Below are 18973 nucleotides of genomic sequence, written 5' to 3' on the forward strand. Positions count from 1 at the left end.
TGTACTCAATCGCATGATTCGTGTGGCTAAACCCGATAGCTACAAGGTTGAAGCTTAGTCTCCTGCTCTCAAAAGGTAACTTCTGTCTCTTTCTCTAGTTATGCAACAAAGCCCAACTGACAGCCAGCTTCCTGAATTAGTTGTTCAATGCGACCCCCTTTATGAAACGTGGCATTATCCATGAGCACTACCTGCCCTGGTTTGAGCAAAGGAATTAGGCAGCTTTCCACCAAATCTCAAAAACAACCCGATTACAGGAACCTTCGATGGGTATTGCGGAGCCATCAGTTTCTGCTGACAAAGAGCCGCAATCATATTCACTCGCCCCTGCCGTCGTCCTGACTTTAAGGCATGAAACCTTTGCCCTCTTAAGTTCCAGCCAAAACCGTAGTCTTCTCGGTTGTCCATGCCCGCTTCATCCACATAAACAATCGTTTCATCCGCCTCGTTAGCCAACTGCTCTATGAAAGTTTGCCGTTTCGATTCATCCCGTTCTCGGTAGCAGTAGGTTTTTTTTTTCGAGTCAACCCAATTTTCTTCAACGCTCTTGAGATTGTACGAGCGCTGATGTCGCCCTCCCACAGTTGAGCCATCTCCACCTGAGTTTTATCGCCATTAGCCGTGGCAAACGCCCGAAACTGCTCCCAGTCTGTAATTTTATGATTGTTACCGCCTTAGCGGTTGGGCAATGCCATTACATCTCCCGTTTTGGCTTTGCGCTGCAACCACAGGTTGAGCGTGTTGCGGCTGATGTTGAACAGTTTACTCGCTTCGCTTTTCTTAAGTGCATCTAACTCGACAGCTTGAATCAGTTTCTGACGCAAGTCGTAACTGTAGGGTTTAGCCATAGCAGAACACACCAGAGCCGCTCACGATAACATCTTTGGTCTACGTCCTAACTGCACTGGCTGTTGCTATATTTTGCAGAATAAAAAAATTAGCTGAGAGTGATATCAAAGTCAATGAAATTGGGTATCTTAATAAATTTATGAATACACTTGATAGAAATCTATCATCGGCTGTTAGAAAAAATTTTGATTGAGGGTGATATCAAACTGACGAAACGTGGGTAAGTTAATATCAGCAGATAAGAAACAAGCATCCCACCCCTCAAGGAGAAGCCTCTCATGAAGACAGAATTTAAAGCCAAGTTCCTGCAACACCTCAACCAAAAGAAACAGAACGAAGGTTTTACCCTAATTGAACTACTCGTTGTCGTTATCATCATCGGTATTCTAGCTGCTATCGCGTTGCCCTCACTGCTAAGCCAAACCAACAAAGCCAAGCAGGCTGAAGCAAGACAAAACATTGGTGCAATGAACCGCTCTCAGCAAGCCTTTTACCTGGAGAAACAGTTATTTGCCACAAATATGGCTGATCTGGGTGTTGGGATTAAGAGCCAAACCGAAAACTTTATCTACTCGATCCCGGCAGCCCAAGCTACATCTAGTTCTGTTCAAAATCAGGCCTATGCAGCAGGTAAGGCCAACCTAAAAGCCTATACAGGCGTTGTGTATACGACAATAACAGCTGCAGGCGGTGGCGGAACAACTGAGGCTCTGACGCAAGCGCTGCTGTGTGAGTCTAATGGACCACAAGTGGCTCCATACACCGCTCCAACTCCAGCGGGAGGTTGCGTCGGCGGCAAAGACTTAGGTAAGTAATTGTCGAATTTTCCTAATCAAGGTTGGTGCCATTACAAGCATAGCCTGTGGTTGCAAAGGGTAGCGTAAATTTACGCTACCCTTTATATTTATACCCTCAGACTCAGTGAAGTTAGTATATAAAGTTTTTATCTATGACCTTTGCCGCATCCTCCAATACAGAGCTGTTAACCCGGCAGCAGCAAATCCAGCAATGTCTCATTGAAGGAAATTACAATCAGGCTGCTAGCTTTTGCGAGCAGGCAATTGAGGCTGAACCTGAGGTCAAATCCCATTACTGGAATTTGGGGTTAATGTTGCTTTTGCAAGGCAAAGAAGATGAGGCTAGTACCACTTGGCTGTTGGGAATGGTAGAGGGTGACCCAAACCAAGTCGATCAGTGGACGGCGGAACTGATGCAGGTGCTGCAAGCGGAAGCAGAACGGCGGGAAAAACTAGAAGATTATTCCATAGCATGGCTGATGCGAGGACATATTCGAGAAATTCAGCCATCAGATATTAATAACTTATTGCATTTAATTCAGCTATCTATCCAGCAGGAAAAGTTTAGCGGCGAGGAGTTGAAAGAGTGGGGAGTCATTGAGCTACTACAGACAGAACCGCCTATAGCACTTGACCCTGATTTGTTGCTACAGGTGCTGAGGAGTGTTTTAAAGGCTGCTTTTTTGCACCCTTCATCGCTGGAATTAGTGGAAGCTGCGCTAAGCTACGTCCAAGAGTCCCAACGTTGGATGGATATATTAGTGCCAGCAGCGATGGAAATTGCTTACTCATGGCGGCGACCTGGCATTGCGGCCCGATTGGGAGAATTTTATCGACGGATCGATGGTGATAACGTAGAACTTTTGCGGCATTTAGCTGCGTTTTATCAAAATGCTGGTGAATATCAGCAAGGGATAGAGACAGCTAAATTGTGCTATTCCCTCTTAGAAGAATTGCCAGATAAGGTGTTTGCCAATAACTTAATTCTTAGGGGAACGATCACTCCGGGGGGATATTGGGAAGAAGCTTGTGCGCTCTCGCAGCATCAGGAATCATTGTTAGTATCGCTAGTAGAAGCCCAACCGAAATCGCTCTCTCAACTTCAAGTTTCAAGACTCTTCAATTCGGCCAACTTTTTTGCACCCTATATTAAAGATGAACCCCATAAAATCAGGACTCTTAGAAATCAAGTTCTTCAGCTTGGCCACGCTAACGTTGAAATTTATGCTCAGGAACGCATTGAACGATACCGACAACGGCATTTACAGCGACAATTAGAGCCTCTTACTAAACCTTTAAAAATTGGATACCTCTCTTCTTGTCTAAGAGAACATTCGGTTGGCTGGTTAGCTCGATGGGTTTTTCAGTATCATGATCGTGATCGCTTTCAAATTAATACTTATTTTGTTAACTACCAACGAAATTACGATCCCTTGCATGAATGGTATATCAGTAAGTCTGATAAAATTCATTACTCGATCAATAGTTGGGAAATAGCAGACCAAATTCATCACGATGGAATTGATATTTTGGTTGATCTTGACAGCTTGACTGTAGATATTAGCTGTGAAGTTATGATGCTAAAATCGGCACCCGTTCAGGTGACTTGGTTGGGCTGGGATGCTTCGGGAGTTCCAACGGTGGATTACTTTATTGCCGATCCCTATGTTTTACCGGAATCTGCCCAAAATTACTACACAGAAAAAATCTGGCGCTTGCCCGAAACTTATTTAGCAATCGATGGATTTGAGGTTGGAGTACCCACGATCCGGCGCGATCAGCTTAATATTCCTAGCGATGCGGTGGTCTACTACTGCGGTCAGAGAGGCTTCAAGCGACACCCTGATACGGCACGACTGCAAATGCAAATTCTCAAAGAGGTTCCGAATAGCTACTTGTTGATTAAAGGGATAGGGGATGAAGACTCGCTCAAAAGCTTTTTTACTCAACTGGCGGAAGAAGAAGGTGTGGATGGTGATAGACTGCGATTTCTGCCGATAGTGCCTTTAGAAGCCGTTCATCGAGCTAACCTAGGCATCGCTGATGTCGTGCTGGATACTTATCCCTATAATGGGGCTACCACAACGATGGAAACTCTGTGGATGGGAATTCCTATGGTTACACGAGTGGGCGAGCAATTTGCGGCTCGTAACAGCTATACGATGATGATCAATGCTGGGATTAAAGAAGGGATTGCTTGGACTAATGAAGAATATATTGAGTGGGGGATACTTTTAGGGAAAGATCAAGCTCTGAGGCAACAAATTTCTTGGAAACTTCGAGCATCAAGGCAAACTGCACCATTATGGAATGCTGAAAAATTTACTTACGAGATGGAACAGGCCTACGAACAGATGTGGAGAAATTATCTGCAAGGCAGTTCCAGTTAAGTCGAATCCTTAAGCAACTGAAACACTTTCCAACCTTGCGGGAGGCGATGGAGTATTTCCTGAGATTAGTGTTCTAACCAAACTGGTGATCATTATAAATATTCCTGATCGAATATAGGATGATAACTCTATATGATAACTAAATCAGGAAAGACATGATTTTAATCCTTGAAGCGTTGACTGGCAAAACTTTCTATTTGAACGGCTGGAAGATTCACAGATTCTACCTTTGCCGCAGTCTGTTTATTTTCGTTCTTTAAAATAATTCGAGAATGGAGGACAGGCAGGAGTGCTTGCCACTGAATTTCAGCTAGATTTTTAATTAGAGAAATTTGTGGCTCATCTGTACCATCTAAATCTTCTTGCATGAGTAAATTCATGGTAACACTAGATAAAATCATGATTGCTTCTTCTTCAGCAATACTGCTAATATCTATCAATAGGGTCATGCGATTTCTATCAGGGTGAGTCATGGCCGCCCTAATTGCTTCCTCTAATTCCATACCCAAAGATTCTTCTGCTTGAGACCAATCCGGAAAAAGGATGAGGTTGATATTTTTTAGATTTAAAGGAATGAGGGTCGCTTCAATCAAAGCTGAACTCACCGTTCTGCCCATTGTTGACCACGAAAACTTTTGTGCTTGCTCAAAGCCGGCAGCTATCATTAAGTTACGAATATCAGACTTTTGTACATCACATAGGGCATTAGCCATCGCATTAACATCTTCATCATTCACATATAAGGCTGCTTCACCTGCCACTTCTGGAATCGAAGCATTCGGACAAGTAATGACTGGGCATCCGCAGGACATTGCCTCAACCACCGGCAGCCCAAATCCTTCATACTTGGACGGATACACTAATGCTACGGCACCAGAATAAGCGGCTTTAAGTTCATCATCGCTAAGTTGCAGCATATGGACAACATTGCCCGAAGTATAAGTTCTGAACTCAGCTTCCAATTTAAATCCGCTGCCGGTTAAAACAATCTCAAAACCCTGCCGGCTGCAAAGGGTAGAAAGTGCTTTTAAGAAGAGAATAGTATTTTTATAACCCCCACCTCCGCCAACAGAAAGAAAATAGGGTTTTGAAATTCCATATTTAATTCTAAAATAATTAATTTCTTCGCTACTTGCTGGAGTATAAAAGCTTTTTACTCCACAGTGAGCCACAGTTATAGATTTTAGCTCAATATCTGGAAAAAACTTTGCTAAGTCACGAGCCGTGTTTTCCGAAATGGAAATATAGGCAGAAGCATGACGAATAGCATAATGCTTTTCTCTCCACATTGGCTCGTTAAAATCAGCCCCCAAAACTTCTGGAATCATGTCATAAGCCATGAACACAGACGGCGTTGATAGGGGCGTTGTATAGTAAGTAGAAATAAATATATCTGCTCCATGTTCATCGCAAATCTGCTGCAACATTTCGCGGTCTGTATCTGTATTGTTGTAATCGTATGGTTCTATAGTTAGATACCTTAAGCCTGGAATTTTTGGAGCGGTGCCAGCCCGATCTAAAATCAGCAGATGCTGGGAAAAATCTGTGCCAGCCCATTCTTCCAGCACTGAACGCCACACACGGGCAATGCCTGTGTTATACAGTTGAAAAAATACTCCATCAAGTAAAATTAACGGGTTAAGTATTTTGAAGTTTCTTTCTCTATTCTGCTGCTGTTCAAATTTTTGACTGACGCTATTTATTTTAATATTTTCTATTCGGGGTAAAATGCCTTGAGCTAGCTGAACAGCTTGAGCAACATTATCTATTCCAACTTGTTGACAGTTAATAATGAGTTGGTTGGTTAAACCATTAGAATTAAAAATAGGACCTTGGTAAGGTTCAGCTTCCTCTCGAGTAAGTTTAGCTGGAATTGTTAAGGTTGAAAAAGGAATATTATACTTTTGGGCTAGAGCGTATATATATTTCAGCGTGTTGTCATAACTTCCTGGATCTACACTGAGGCTAGATGTGAGAGAAACGATAACATTGTTAATATTAACTTCATAATTATTGTCTCCTGAAAAGAGTAATTCTTTTGCTAGGAGTTTTACATTAGCAATAGCTACTTCTGGTTTAATAGCTATTTCAGGAATTAAGGATGAAAGCTGACTAAATGAAGGGACTAAACTAGGATGTATTTCAGATGTAATATCCTTTTTTTCATCTTTTAGAAAATCATTTATAGGTTTTGCATTTAAACTGGGGCACAATGATGATGCTCCCGTACTATGTCCTGAACTGCCTGTTACTGATAGAGCGCGAAAAGAATATAAGTAGACTTCACTAAAATAACTATTAACAATTCCCGAATAAACATCAGGTATAGAAGTTTGGAAATATTTATTGTGGGCTGCTTTTATTTTCAAAATCAAACTTTTGTGAATAAAAGAATTATAGATTGTTGGAAGATTTTCATGAGAAATTTGTCCTTTATAAAATTGTTGTAACTTTTCTTTGGACTCCCATATCTCCGCTACTTGGACTAAATTCAGGTGCAATCTATTACGAATCCAAGGCGCAATTGCATTTGGCCAACCATAGGCATATCGCAGCCAAGATACAATATGAATATTGTATTCATTTATGAGATTGAAAGCTAGTTCTAGTCCATCTGGCATTAAAGCATCGTCATCTCCTAAAACAAATAAATAGTCTCCTGTAGCCTGCGATAAACCAAGTTCCCAATTATCTGACATTGAGAGCCTCTCAGGTGCCCGGAAGTATTTGATCCTAGGATCATTAAACAAGGCAACTGTTTCAGCAGTTTCTGGGCTGCTGAAATTATCCATAATTATTAGCTCAAAGTTATCTTTAGTTTGGTTTAAAACACTCTGAATAGAGTGTTTGAGAGTGTCATGTCTTTGGCGGGTAGGAATAATAATTGAAAAAAAATTGTTTGACATGAGTAACACGAAATAGAATGTTTTTTGTGGGGGGGGTTATGACTGTTTCTTTAACCAGGCTCCTGGCCAGTGAGTAATATTTTCGCTTAACTCACTTTCATTGAAAGGCCTACTGGGCTGCTCTAATATAAATTCTGGGTGTTGTTCTGCGAACTCATGTGCTGCTGCTGTTGGGTGATCCCACATCCATTCTGGATTTCCGCGTGGGACGTCGTGGAGTTCTTTCATAATCCCATCTGTTGCCACAATATAGGAACCGACTGTTACTAAATCGTGATAAGCATTCAACTCATCCAGAACGTGCTGCTTGTTGTGGCAGGAATCTAAAATTACCAAAACAGCTTCTCCCCGTTTAACGAGGGATTTCACATAGCTTATTATATTCGGTGCTGTTGAACTTCCTTCGACTAACGTAATGAAAGGAAACAATTCATGAGTTTGGATTGCTTGTCGGTTATGCGGTCGGATTTCAATATCAATTCCAATCACCCGGCCTTTTTGCATCGCTTTACACAAACTGGCATAGTAAATTAACGATCCGCCATGTGCAATGCCGGTTTCAATGATGACATCGGGTTTAACTCCATACATAACCTCCTGTAAGCGAATCATATCTTCAGGTAGCTGGATAATTGGTCTTCCCATCCAGCTAAACGTGTAAGCATATTTTTGATTCCAGCCAACTTTTATCCACTGCTGAGAGATCAATTCAAAAGCTTCTTTTGTATAAAGATCATAAATTATTTTTTCTCCTTTAATTTCCTGAATTAAAAGATTATTTTCTGTATCAATGAGCAATTTCATGATTCAAACTTCTCCTTGAAATCAATTAATTGAATATTTAAATTAGCTTGATTAATAAAAACAATATTTTCTTCTCGATAATTAGGATTCATCACAATAGCGAAGTCAATTTCGTGTTTTTTTAAATCTTGAATTCCGATAATTGGATGACCTGTTCCAGGTAGGTAATGCCCCTGTTTGCTTGGATTGATATCAATTATACAAGCAATCCATTTATTTTGAGGATCAACTAAATTAGCAAAGGTCACTCCTTTTGCACCAGCTCCCCAAAGTGCAACCTTTCCTTGAGCAGCCAAATTTTTAATTTTGCTTTCCCACAGAAGCTTTAGCTGGCTCTCATTTTTGGCAAACTGAGTTGCCAAATGCGGCGTTAGTCCCGAATTTTTAGTCACTATGAGTTTTTCATTTGAAAGGGTTGCTTCAATCCACAAATACTGACCTCCAAAAACGTGCTTGACTGTTTCAACACTAAATCCTGAAGCTTCAAATACAGTTGTTAACGACTCAGTGGTAAAATACGAACAATGCTCGTAGAAAAAATCGCAAATTACCTGATTTTGCAAAATCCATTGGACACAGGGGGTTTCAAAAAAAACCTTTGCTTTAGGGGAATTGACCAAGGCTTTTCTAACTGCTTCCAATAAATCTAGAGGTTCGGGAATGTGTTCAATCACATGACGACAAACAACCACATCAGCTGCAATTTCCGCACAGTCCGCTCCATAGTAGCGCTTGGCGAATTGAAGTCGGCCCTCTAAATCAATTTCCGAACCAATATAGCTGGGATCAAATCCATAACCACTATTCCCAAATTCTTCAGGTTCAACTAACTTTCTTAAGAATAAACCTTTACCACATCCTATTTCCACAACTCGGCAGTTTCGGACAGCTTTCTCTACAATTAAATAGGTAGCTAAATTGTCAAGATATTCATTAAAGGAGGGTGAGCAATCTTGCGTGTTATCGTAATCTTTTCCATAACTAAGATTTTTAACCTCGAAAGCTTTATTAAAAATAAACCCGCATTCCTGGCATATCATCAGGTTGAGTTCACCAGTAGCTATATCTATAGCTGCTTCCCGATTCGCTATTACCAAATTTTGATGAACAGGAACCTGTTCACGGTTTAAAAATTTGGTAGTCAAGCCAGATTTACATACTGGACATTGAGGTTTTTGTATCATAATTTTTTTTCCACCATTTAATCGTTTGTTCTAATCCTCTACTTGAATTGTATTTTAGTCGCCAATTAACCTCGTCCTTTAAACGCTCCACATTAGCAACTAGGAAAGGTGGATCGTTTGACGAAGAAGGAATAGCTCCTAACTGAATTAGCTCTGTACGATTGAATTGAGTTGCAACTTTATAAATTATATCCTTTAAAGCAACGGGTTCTCCTGACGCAATATTGAGGGCACCAGCAACATCACTTTCTAATAATGCAACAAACGCATCTGCCACGTCTTCAACGTACAAAAAATCTCGAATTTGATTGCCATGAGAGCAAAGCGCCGGCTCACCTTTGATTAAAGAATGGATAACCGAGGAAACTAATCTGCTAGGATGTTCATGTGGCCCGTAAACAAAGAAAATTCGCCCCCAAGCCGCACTGAGTCGAGTTTGTTGAACAAAAGCATCTAGCATCATTTGAAGAGAATGCTTGCAAGTGCCATAAACAGTTGCCGGGGAAAGTGGTGTCACTGCCTCAGAACAATATCCATAATTCCAATTATACTCCGCGCAGGTGCCGGCCATTACAACCCGCTTTCCTCCATGCTGAACAAATGCCGACAGTAAATCTAAACTTCCTTGAACCCAGCGAAAATTTTCTAAAGAAGTCCAATATTTTCCGGGTACAGCATACCAAGCGAAATGTAAGAGATGACTGGGCTGCACTTTAGCCATCAATTCATAAACTTGAGAGGATTTTAACAAATTGGCTTGGTGCCAATTTCCCTCTGATAGAATTTTGTCTACTTGTTTTGAAGAAACTGCGTGGACTTCATAACCCTTTTCTAAAAGCAAGGGCAGACAATGTCCGCCAATAAATCCTGTTGCGCCAGTCAGTAACACCTTTTTCATAAAGCAAAGTCCGCGTACTGGCAATCCTTTGTTGAAATTATTTTATCATCAGCCGGCCACTCAATTCTAAGCCTCGGATCATTCCACTTAATTCCTCTAGCACATTCTGGATGATAAAATTCAGACATTTGATAAAAAACTTCTGTATTATCTTCCAGTGTTTGAAACCCATGAGCAAAGCCTTCAGGAATATAGAGCATCTGATAATTGTCAGATATTAATTCTATCCCTAGCCATTGCTTAAAAGTGGAAGAATTAGGCCGTAAGTCTACAATCACATCATAAATAGCCCCTTTATGACAGCGCACTAACTTGGCTTCTTCATGGGGGGCTACTTGGTAGTGCATTCCCCGTAAAGTGCCTTTTTTTTTATTGAATGAGATATTACACTGAACTAAATTAGAATTTAGCCCACGCAAAGCAAATTCTTGTTGACAAAAACTTCTGGCAAAAAATCCCCGTTCATCTTCCAAACGCTCAGTTTCAATGATAAATGCACTCTTGAGTTTGGTCTCAGTAAAAATCATGAATTCAGAAAAAAGAAAATGTAGTTAAACAATTTTTAATTCAGGAATTGGAATAATAAAATGCCCTCCATGTGCTCGATACTCAGCTTGCTGGGTTAATATTTCCTCGGCAAAATTCCAGGTCAACAATAAGACGTAATCGGGTAGAGTTTCTAATAACTTGCTGGGGTCGTAAATAGATAAGTGAGTCCCAGGCGTGTAGTAGCCTTGTTTGATTGTACTGCGATCTACTACAAAATCTAGTGTTTCTTTGCCTAAACCGAAATAGTTAAGCAATGTACTACCTTTAGCCGAGGCACCGTAGACAGCAATTCGCTTATTTTTTGCTTTTAATTCCCGCAGCAAAGTCAGCAAGTTGCCGCGCAAGTGTTCAACTTTGGAACCAAAACTCTGGTAAAATAGTAAATCGTCTACACCCCATTCTGCTTCATATTGAAGCATTGTCTGAACTGTAGATGAACTATTTCCTGATTTTCCTGCGAAAATACGCAATGAACCGCCGTGAATCGGGAGGCGCTCAACTTCAGTAATGAGCAAACCGTGGCGTTGAAATAACCGATTTAGAGCTGTCAGAGAAAAGTAGCATAAATGCTCGTGGTAGATCGTGTCAAATTCTACTCCATCAATCAAATCTTTTACATAGGGCACCTCGATTACTGCTATCCCATCTTCTTTGAGCAGCAGGCTTATTCCTGCTACAAAGCCATTCAAATCAGCCACATGAGCTAGTACATTGTTGGCGTGGATGATATCAGCCGACTCACTGTCTTCTCGCAACTGCTCGGCTAATTTTTTACCAAAAAACTCGCTAATCGTGCGAATTCCCCGTTTTTCCTGAGCGACTTTGGCAATATTAACTGCGGGTTCTATACCCAAAACTGGAATGGCTCGTTGATGATAATATTGCAGTAAATAACCATCGTTGCTAGCAACTTCTACGACAAAACTGGTGTTATCAAGCTTGCGATTAACAATTAATCGATTAACAATTTCTTTGGCATTCTGCAAAACCGTATCCGAGAAAGAAGAAAAGTAAAGATACTCTCGAAACAGCTTTTCCGCAGGCACTGTTTCCGTAATTTGCACTAAACTGCAATTAGAACAAAATGCTAAATCTAAAGGATAAGTTCCTTCGGTTTCCTTTAGTTGCTCAGATGTCAGCAAAGCATTCGCTAAAGGTGTTTTGCCCAAGGAGAGAACTACTGTTAAATTATCACTATCACAGGCGCGACAGATTGCACTCATAAGGATGCTCCTAGAAACTTATTATACCAAGATATTGTTTCCTGTAAGCCCTCTTCGATAGAAAATAACGGATGCCACTTAAGCATCTGCCGCGCCTTAGCAGCACTCAGATATTGGCAGCGAATCTCGTTACTCGCCTCGTTTCGGATATCTGGCTCTAAATCAGAATTCATTAGTCTCAGAATTTGGTTAACTAACTCTAATACTGTTACTTGTCTTTCATTTGAAAAGTTGAAAGCATGACCTCGTAACTCGTGATTCTCAGCTAAACTTTCGGCTAGTAAAGTGTAAGCCGCTGCACCATCTTCAACGTAAAAATAGTCTCTCACATAGTTGCCATCAGAGCGAATAATCGGTCGCTGATTCCGCAAGACTGAGCGAATTGTTCCTGGCACTATGCGATTCCAATTTAGATCGCCGCCACCGTAAAAATTTCCACAACGGGTGATGGCAATCGGCAAGTCATAAGTTTTTGCGTAAGCTTGAGCGATCAAATCACCACATGACTTGCTCACATCATAGGGATGACGCCCCATCAATGGGGTTTCTTCGTCATAAGGCAGCTTATCGGGTTCACCATAGGCTTTATCTGATGAAGCCAACACAATTTGCTTAACAGTGGGGGTGTGTCGGCACGCTTCTAATAATACCCAAGTCCCCGCAATATTTGCCTCAAATGTTGAAATAGGATTGCGGTTTGCAATGCCTACAATAGTTTGTGCAGCAAGGTGAATAACTGTATCAATTTCATACTCCCCCAGCACTCGTTCTAGCAAAGCTTGATCAAGTAAATCACCCCGCACTACTTTTACTTGCTCTATTAATCGGCTGCGTACTAATTCACTCTGGGGCACCCAGTCTCTTACTAAGCATACGGCATCAGCGCCTAAATTGATTAGCCGGCGCACTAACCATCCCCCTACCAAGCCGGTAGCGCCGGTAATAAAGGTAGGGCGATCTTGCCAAAATTGATTTTTGCTCATTCAGTTTACTCCCACACCTTCCAGGGGGACTTTCCACTCTGCCAGAGGCTTTCTAATAGCCTCACATCCCGCAGCGTATCCATACACTGCCAAAAGTCATAATGCCGATAAGCCGCTAGCTGTCCATCTGCCGCTAAGTGTTCCAATACATCTGATTCTAAGCTGGAACTATCTCCTTTGAGGTATTTGAAAATTTCCGGTTCTAGTACCAGAAATCCACCGTTAATCCAGCCTTGACCGACTTGAGGTTTTTCTGTAAATTGAGCCACTAAATCGCCCTCAAAAATCAAACCACCAAATCGTGCCGGTGGGCGAACTGCGCTAACCGTTCCTAGTCGCCTATGAGAACGGTGAAACTTTAACAAATCTTGGAGATTAATATTACTAACGCCATCACCGTAAGTCACCATAAAGGTATCATCTTTTAGCCAGGATTCTAAACGCTTGAGCCGACCGCCGGTGAGTGCGTGCAGACCTGTATCCATTAAGTGCACTGTCCAATTTTCGCATTCTTTTTCACGCACATTAACCGAGCCATCAGACAGATTGATTGTCATACTGCCGTTGAGCGTGTAATAGTCCAAGAAGTAACGTTTAATCACTTCTCCTTTGTATCCCAAAGCTATGAGAAAATCCTTAAATCCATAGTGGGCATATTGTTTCATGATATGCCAAAGAATAGGCCGGCCACCAATCTCTACCATTGGCTTGGGTTTTACTTCGGTTTCTTCGGCTAGACGAGTACCTAAACCGCCGGCAAGAATCACAACTCGCATCAGTATTTTCCCTTCCTTAAGGCTGGTTTACCGGCTGCTTGACTTGAGCCAATAGTGCTTTATAATCTTGTCGGTCAGGATGCAGCTTGATAAGTTTTTCTAAAGGTGCTGTTGCCCCCTTAGTGTCCTTCATTTGCAGCCGAACATTTACCAGTCCTTCCAGTGCTGTTTGGTTCTCTGGTTCCCGCTGCAATACCATTTCATAGCCCCGCGCTTGCCAAGCGAGTGGTGATTCCGCCAGCGCTGCATCTGTTGTTTGCTGAGTTGGCTTGTCAAAAGCACTCCCAAATAGTTCAGCGCTGCCAAATATCATAGAACCGGCAAACCCTAGGATTCCGACAACTGCAAAAACCTGCTGAATCCGCTGAGTCCGCTTGCGGCGGGACATATCATACTCTTTTTCCAGATAACTCATTGGTAATCCTTTTTTCACCTTATTTTTTAAAGAGCAAGACTCAGCTCACTCTACATTAATGATGCCCATTTTTTCTAAAAAAGCGATCTTCTTAAAAATAGATTTAGCTAAGGTAGTTAGGGAGTCAACCAAGCGCCATGCTTTCGCTAGTAGCAAGAAATCGGCGAGACAACTATCTTGGACTCTACAAGATAGATGCCTCGAGAATTTTCTACGTTCCTTGCCGTATTTTCGAGGCAAAATTCTTGTAATCTTTCTTAACTGCCTTTTCTAACACCCGGATAGGGGACAGCCCTCCAGTGTCTTCTCAAAACGTAAATTTTACTTGTTACAAATATTTATAATTTTTCTCTTACCTGTTTAATTTTGCCCATAACTGTTGCATCATTAATCTTTAAAAATTAACCGTTTCTCACCGCTTTTTATCCTAACGCAAATGTCTCTGCTATCCAAGCACTACAATTCCCCTCATTCTTAAAAGTTAGGCAAAGTTCTGGACATTTGTTCAGCCCCGTTGTGCGATCTCTACAGCTTAAGCTGTTAACAAGTCTCTAATTTTTTCTAGGTTCTCTTTAGCTTCAAGACAACTCGGATTGAACGACAAGGCCTGTTCAAATGCAGCCGCCGCCTCAGTCCAACGCTTTAGATGAAGATAAGCAAGCCCTAAACCCACAGATGGATCTGTTGTGATGAAACTTTGCTCAAAAGGCTCTCCTTGATAATAGCTACCCTCACGCCCTACTTGAATGCATTTTTCCAGATAAACACAAGCTCCTAATGGAAATCCTAAAGTCATTAGAGTCATCCCGGCTAGATAGTTTAGAGGTGGATATTGCGGGCACCATTCCAGTCCTCGCTGAGAAATTAGCATCGCCGTTTCATAATCATTTTGATTGAGCGATTGTGCCCCTAAAGTATAAAGCAGTGAAGGAACCATGAGAAAATCTTCTGGTGGAGTCCCTTCTAATAAATTTGGAAACAGCCGGTCAAATGCTTCCGCACAACATTCTTGAGCTTTTTCTGGTTCCTGCATATCGTTATACATTCCAGAAAGGCAATAGAGGAGCATCAGGCTCAAACCTTCTTCCTGTCGAATGCGCTCTAAAATTGGGATATTTCGACTGAAATTTTTCTGCTCTAACTCCTCTTCTCCGTAGCCATAATGCAAAATATTAATACTTTCTAAGATAGAAACTTGGTGATGGTTAATGTATTTATTATTATACTTTAGTTGCTCGTGAAATCGTCCTTCAAAACTAACTTTTGGGAGATTGCGAAATAATCTCGGAGTAATTAAGGGAGTCATGCTAAGCCTATAATTTTTTTCAGTGCGTGTTAAAAAATAGGCAAGAATTTCTGAGCGAGAGGAGATTTGCTCTAAAAATTTTTTAGACTCAACAACTAGCTCTTCATCAGCATCAAGTACTAAAATCCAGTCTCCTGATGCTTGGGCAATCGAATAATTGCGAGCGGCAGCAAAATCATCGCACCACTGAAAGGAACTAACTTTTGCCCCGTATTGTTTCGCAATTTCAGGTGTGTTATCTTGAGAGCCGGTATCTACAACAATCATTTCATCAACATAGGGTTTAGCACTCGCTAAGCACCGAGGTAAGTTCTTGCTTTCATTCTTGACAATCATGCAAAGAGACAAAACAGGTTTTGCAGATGATTCAGAGTTCAAATTCATTTGATGAATGTAGTTTTTATGACACAATTTATTATCTAGTTTAACAAGTTGAATTGATTGAATAAACTCACCCAGTGATATAAATGTTTTGGTATACCGGCAGCCCCATTGAATCAGGCACCTTGGAACTGGCCATTGACGATCCGGGATTCATTTACGGGGCCACAGTCTTTACCACACTGCGAGTTTATCATGACTCGCTAGATCATCCTTTGACAAACTGGGCCGGCCACTGTGAACGCCTGAAATTCAGCCTGCAAACTTTTGGATGGCAACAACCAGACTGGCACCGGCTGCGTCAGGGTGCCGAACTGATGAAGGAAAACTGGCCGGTATTGAGAATGGTTATTTTCCCAGATGGGCGAGAACTGATTACAGGACGTATTTTACCGGCAGACTTGGCTAACCGGCAACAGAACGGCATCCGCGCTTGGCTGGCAGACTCCCCCGACTACGCCAGAGCCCTACCGGCTCACAAAACTGGCAACTACCTGCCGGCTTGGCTGGCCCTGCAAACTGCCCTAAAACAGGGGACTCAGGAAGCAATTTTAGTAGACTCAGCCGGCAACTGGCTAGAAAGCAGCACCGGCAACCTCTGGGGATGGCGAGATCAGCAATGGTGGACACCGCCGATAGATACAGGAATTCTAGCCGGCCTGATGCGCTCACAGATTGTTAACTGGCTAAAACAACATCAAGTGTCGGTGACAGAAGAACCTTGGTCAACTGAATTCGTAAAAGAATTTGAAGCCCTCGCCTATACCAACAGCATCATGGAAATCATTCCCATCCATACGGTTTTAGCCGGCAGCACTCAACTTACCTATAACCTAAACCACCTCGCCTTCCAGCAAATCCGCTCACTCTGGCATACCTGAACTGCGTATTTTCTCTGATTCAGCACTTAATATTAATCGTTGCCACCACACAATTCTTCAAAATTAGAAACAAAAGTTCTCGTGTTCTGTTCAAAAGATGGACAATTAAGCAAGGCTGGCCAATTCCTGGACAAGATGAAACCAGATCGTAAAAATAAAAACGTACTTTTGAAAGCAGCACAGAGTCATGGCAGATTCTTCAGAGTTTTTCTACCCTCGCAGTCGCTACTACGGCAAAGTCAAGCCAGAGAACTTGATATTTAATGCGAATTTACAGGAATTTGCTCAACGAGTGAGCTACATTAGCAATTTAGAAACAGGGGGGAAACTGCCGCCTGAAGTCGCCTACCAGGAAATAAAAGTGCTCTGGAAGCAGCTCAAGCACACGAAAAAACAGCTGGGAATTGGCAAAAATCCCTTTCAGGATGAAGAAAACAACGCGGCCTCCTAGGGGAGCGAAGCACTGGGCTTCAGGAACCCACAATCAAATCTACCTTGAGGAGGATTTAGCCGAGAAGCCCGGTTCATTACATTAAGCTTATCCGCTCAGGGAAAGTGTCTCTAGGCTGAGAAACAGCTCACAGCCTATTACTCAATTTCTTTCCGGGTTTTAACATCAGGACGCTTCTCAATCGGGAAGGGCTAATAAAAAAAACGACCAGCTTCATCCAAAAGCTGGCCAATTAAAAATTTTTGAATTTTGTTGTCGTACTAACAGGAGGCTTACCGAGCTGCGCGTTCCCAGGCGTGCGGCGGGTATTTGTCTGTTAATTCTTTACTTAAAAACATTGTAACAGACGACACTAAACTTTTGTTACAAAAGTTTATTACGAAAAGTTATCACCGGCCTGTGTAAGATACCGGCTGCCTTCTTGGGGACGGCCCCAGAGGATGCGCTCGTGCTTGTAAACCACCATACCAGGTTTGGCTCCCTTGGGCTTGTAGACGTGCTTGGGTTCGGTATAAACAACCGGCACCTGTTCGCTTTGCCGAGCGCGGCTGTAATAGGCGCTTAGATCCGCAGCAAACTGCAAATCCGCCTCCTCGGCGACAGATCCAGGCGGTAAACGCAGCAAGACGTGGCTGCCGGCAATCTCTTGAGTATGAAACCATACATCGTAATCACCGGCCAGACGAAAACTCAACTGGTCATTTTGCCGGTTGTTGCGCCCAATCAATAATTCAAACCCACTAGGACTTTGGTAGCGGTAAAAATTCGTTGCCGGTGTTTCGCTCTGAGTGCGGTGTTCTGGATCTTCTAGATATCCCTGGCTAATTAGCTCATCCCGAATTTCTTCCAAAGCTTGAAGATCCGCCGGTTCCCGGTAAGCATCCAGCCCGGAAAGCGCAGATTCCACTTGTTCGAGATAGTCAATTTCAGCCTGCACCTCAGCTAATAAGGGTTCAACAGCCGCACGGGCGCGTTTAAGCTTTTGATTGCGGCGGTAGAGAGCCTGAGCATTTTGCACAGCATTTTTTTCCGGTTCCAGAGGAATCGAAGTCGGGTTGCCGGTTTCAAAGTCGGCAAGGATAATTTCCTTCATCCCCGGTTGCCACGCGTGTAGGTTGGCCATCATCAAGTCGGCTTGCTGCCGGTACTTGTCGGCTTCATCTGACTGTTGCAAGCGTTCCGAGAAAGTATTGGCTTTGAGCTGCAATTTAGCCAGCAAGTTACTAAGTTTTTGACTCAGTTGATGGCGTAGCTGCTTGAATTCTTGTTGATTTAGTTTGCCGGTGTAATAGGTGTTGAGCAACTCACTGACAGACGCAGGATCGCTCTTTCTCTCACTATCCACCCACCCCAATACCGAGTATCCCTCTCGTGTCCAGCACGGTTGAAACCGCTCTTGCTCCAAAGCTTGCAGCCATTCTTGCCACCTGTAGAACAATTGCTGCCAGTTGGACTCACTCAGACTGTCGGTAAGTTGAGCCGGTTCAAGACCGGCAGCTTCGACCATTTCCCGCACGAAGGCCGAACTCAACCCCCGGTAGCTTTTCAGCATCTGACGCCCTAGTTGGCCGGGGATCAGCGTGATTCGTTCCTGCCAACGTTCTTGGGGTTCATTCTTGCTAGGTGCCGGATCAGTAAGCGCTGGCGGCATTTCGTAAGGCTGGCCCGTTTGGATGGGACGCACACTTGATTGGCGATCACTAACTTGATGGGCAGCAGTAACAATCAAGTTGTCCTGATTAGCTAAAATCACATTGCTGCGTTTGCCCATAATTTCGACATACAGGTGCCAGAGAATGGGATCACCAGGCCGGCGGGCAAATTGCAAGTCTAAAACGCGTTCCCAAGGTGCTACCTCAGTAATGGCCACCAGTGCTAAACCACCCAGTTGGTGCCGTAGCTGCTGACTGAAAGTAAATGTATCGGGAGTGCGGGGAGGCGGATCGCCGGCACACAGGCGGGCGGCTTGGGGATGCCAAGAGATATCCACCCAGCCTCGCCGGTCAATCGTTCGCAGCGACAGCGCCACCGTATGCCGGTCACGTTGATAAACCTGTTCCAGACGCGCCGGCAGCCAGCCGTGACGCAGTTCAGAACAAGCAGCCGTTAAAGTCGTAAAGTCAGCCGGTTGCACAGCGAAAAGTCTTTCCAGTTAAAACATCGACAGATACTTCCATGCT

Annotated in this window: 15 protein-coding genes and 1 pseudogene; 4 read left to right on the top strand and 12 right to left on the bottom strand. The window is 42.9% G+C overall.

All coding sequences use genetic code 11. The features are described 5' to 3' along the window. Nucleotides 1-113: 113 nt before the first annotated feature. Nucleotides 114-848 (bottom strand): annotated as a pseudogene (locus H6F56_RS06660) (IS630 family transposase); the annotation flags it as partial. A gap of 279 nt (nucleotides 849-1127) precedes the next feature. Here H6F56_RS06660 and H6F56_RS06665 point away from each other — a divergent pair. Together H6F56_RS06665 and H6F56_RS06670 are read left to right on the top strand one after the other, a co-directional pair. After that, entirely contained in the window at nucleotides 1128-1664 is a 537-nt protein-coding gene (locus H6F56_RS06665) for a type IV pilin-like G/H family protein (protein WP_190666103.1), read from the top strand. A gap of 134 nt (nucleotides 1665-1798) precedes the next feature. Then, nucleotides 1799-4036, top strand: a complete 2238-nt coding sequence (locus H6F56_RS06670; RefSeq protein ID WP_190666105.1) for an O-linked N-acetylglucosamine transferase, SPINDLY family protein — start codon at nucleotides 1799-1801, stop codon at nucleotides 4034-4036. Nucleotides 4037-4197: 161 nt separating this feature from the next. Here the strand turns inward: H6F56_RS06670 and H6F56_RS06675 are convergent, their stop codons facing one another. The 10 genes from H6F56_RS06675 to H6F56_RS06720 all read right to left on the bottom strand — a co-directional run bounded on the left by H6F56_RS06675 (nucleotide 4198) and on the right by H6F56_RS06720 (nucleotide 15464). After that, complete coding sequence (locus H6F56_RS06675; protein WP_242031894.1) at nucleotides 4198-6942, bottom strand: glycosyltransferase; 2745 nt, start codon at nucleotides 6940-6942, stop codon at nucleotides 4198-4200. A gap of 36 nt (nucleotides 6943-6978) precedes the next feature. Next, nucleotides 6979-7746: a cephalosporin hydroxylase family protein gene (locus tag H6F56_RS06680; RefSeq protein ID WP_190666107.1), complete on the bottom strand. Its 768-nt coding sequence runs from the start codon at nucleotides 7744-7746 to the stop codon at nucleotides 6979-6981. Continuing rightward, nucleotides 7743-8930 (bottom strand): class I SAM-dependent methyltransferase, encoded by a 1188-nt coding sequence (locus H6F56_RS06685; protein WP_190666109.1) that lies wholly within the window; start codon nucleotides 8928-8930, stop codon nucleotides 7743-7745. Before H6F56_RS06685 ends, H6F56_RS06680 begins: the two co-directional genes overlap by 4 nt. Continuing rightward, nucleotides 8899-9828, bottom strand: coding sequence for an NAD-dependent epimerase/dehydratase family protein (locus H6F56_RS06690; RefSeq protein ID WP_190666111.1), 930 nt, complete (start codon nucleotides 9826-9828; stop codon nucleotides 8899-8901). Before H6F56_RS06690 ends, H6F56_RS06685 begins: the two co-directional genes overlap by 32 nt. Further along, on the bottom strand, nucleotides 9825-10355 hold the full coding sequence (gene rfbC / locus H6F56_RS06695) for a dTDP-4-dehydrorhamnose 3,5-epimerase (protein ID WP_190666113.1): 531 nt from the start codon (nucleotides 10353-10355) through the stop codon (nucleotides 9825-9827). The genes H6F56_RS06690 and rfbC overlap by 4 nt, the downstream gene beginning before the upstream one ends. A 24-nt stretch (nucleotides 10356-10379) precedes the next feature. Next, nucleotides 10380-11600, bottom strand: coding sequence for a class I SAM-dependent methyltransferase (locus tag H6F56_RS06700; protein WP_190666115.1), 1221 nt, complete (start codon nucleotides 11598-11600; stop codon nucleotides 10380-10382). Continuing rightward, a complete protein-coding gene (locus H6F56_RS06705; RefSeq protein ID WP_190666117.1) occupies nucleotides 11597-12583 on the bottom strand; it encodes a GDP-mannose 4,6-dehydratase in 987 nt (328 codons plus the stop codon). Before H6F56_RS06705 ends, H6F56_RS06700 begins: the two co-directional genes overlap by 4 nt. Nucleotides 12584-12588: 5 nt before the next feature. Then, complete coding sequence (gene rfbF, locus H6F56_RS06710) at nucleotides 12589-13359, bottom strand: glucose-1-phosphate cytidylyltransferase (protein WP_190666119.1); 771 nt, start codon at nucleotides 13357-13359, stop codon at nucleotides 12589-12591. Nucleotides 13360-13375: 16 nt separating this feature from the next. Continuing rightward, the gene (locus H6F56_RS06715) at nucleotides 13376-13774 is read right to left on the bottom strand and encodes a tetratricopeptide repeat protein (protein ID WP_190666121.1); all 399 of its coding nucleotides are present in this window, start codon (nucleotides 13772-13774) and stop codon (nucleotides 13376-13378) included. 532 nt (nucleotides 13775-14306) lie between these two features. Continuing rightward, nucleotides 14307-15464, bottom strand: a complete 1158-nt coding sequence (locus H6F56_RS06720) for a glycosyltransferase (RefSeq protein WP_190666123.1) — start codon at nucleotides 15462-15464, stop codon at nucleotides 14307-14309. An 83-nt stretch (nucleotides 15465-15547) separates the two neighbouring features. Between H6F56_RS06720 and H6F56_RS06725 the strand changes: the two genes are divergently transcribed. Continuing rightward, nucleotides 15548-16342, top strand: a complete 795-nt coding sequence (locus H6F56_RS06725) for an aminotransferase class IV (protein WP_190666124.1) — start codon at nucleotides 15548-15550, stop codon at nucleotides 16340-16342. Nucleotides 16343-16529: 187 nt separating this feature from the next. After that, on the top strand, nucleotides 16530-16793 hold the full coding sequence (locus H6F56_RS06730) for a hypothetical protein (RefSeq protein ID WP_190666126.1): 264 nt from the start codon (nucleotides 16530-16532) through the stop codon (nucleotides 16791-16793). A gap of 376 nt (nucleotides 16794-17169) precedes the next feature. On the opposite strand, the gene H6F56_RS06735 is transcribed toward H6F56_RS06730, so the two are convergent. Beyond that, complete coding sequence (locus H6F56_RS06735) at nucleotides 17170-18927, bottom strand: Rqc2 family fibronectin-binding protein (protein ID WP_190666128.1); 1758 nt, start codon at nucleotides 18925-18927, stop codon at nucleotides 17170-17172. Nucleotides 18928-18973: the final 46 nt, after the last annotated feature.

Source organism: Microcoleus sp. FACHB-672, from assembly GCF_014695725.1.
Classification (GTDB): Bacteria; Cyanobacteriota; Cyanobacteriia; order Cyanobacteriales; family Oscillatoriaceae; genus FACHB-68.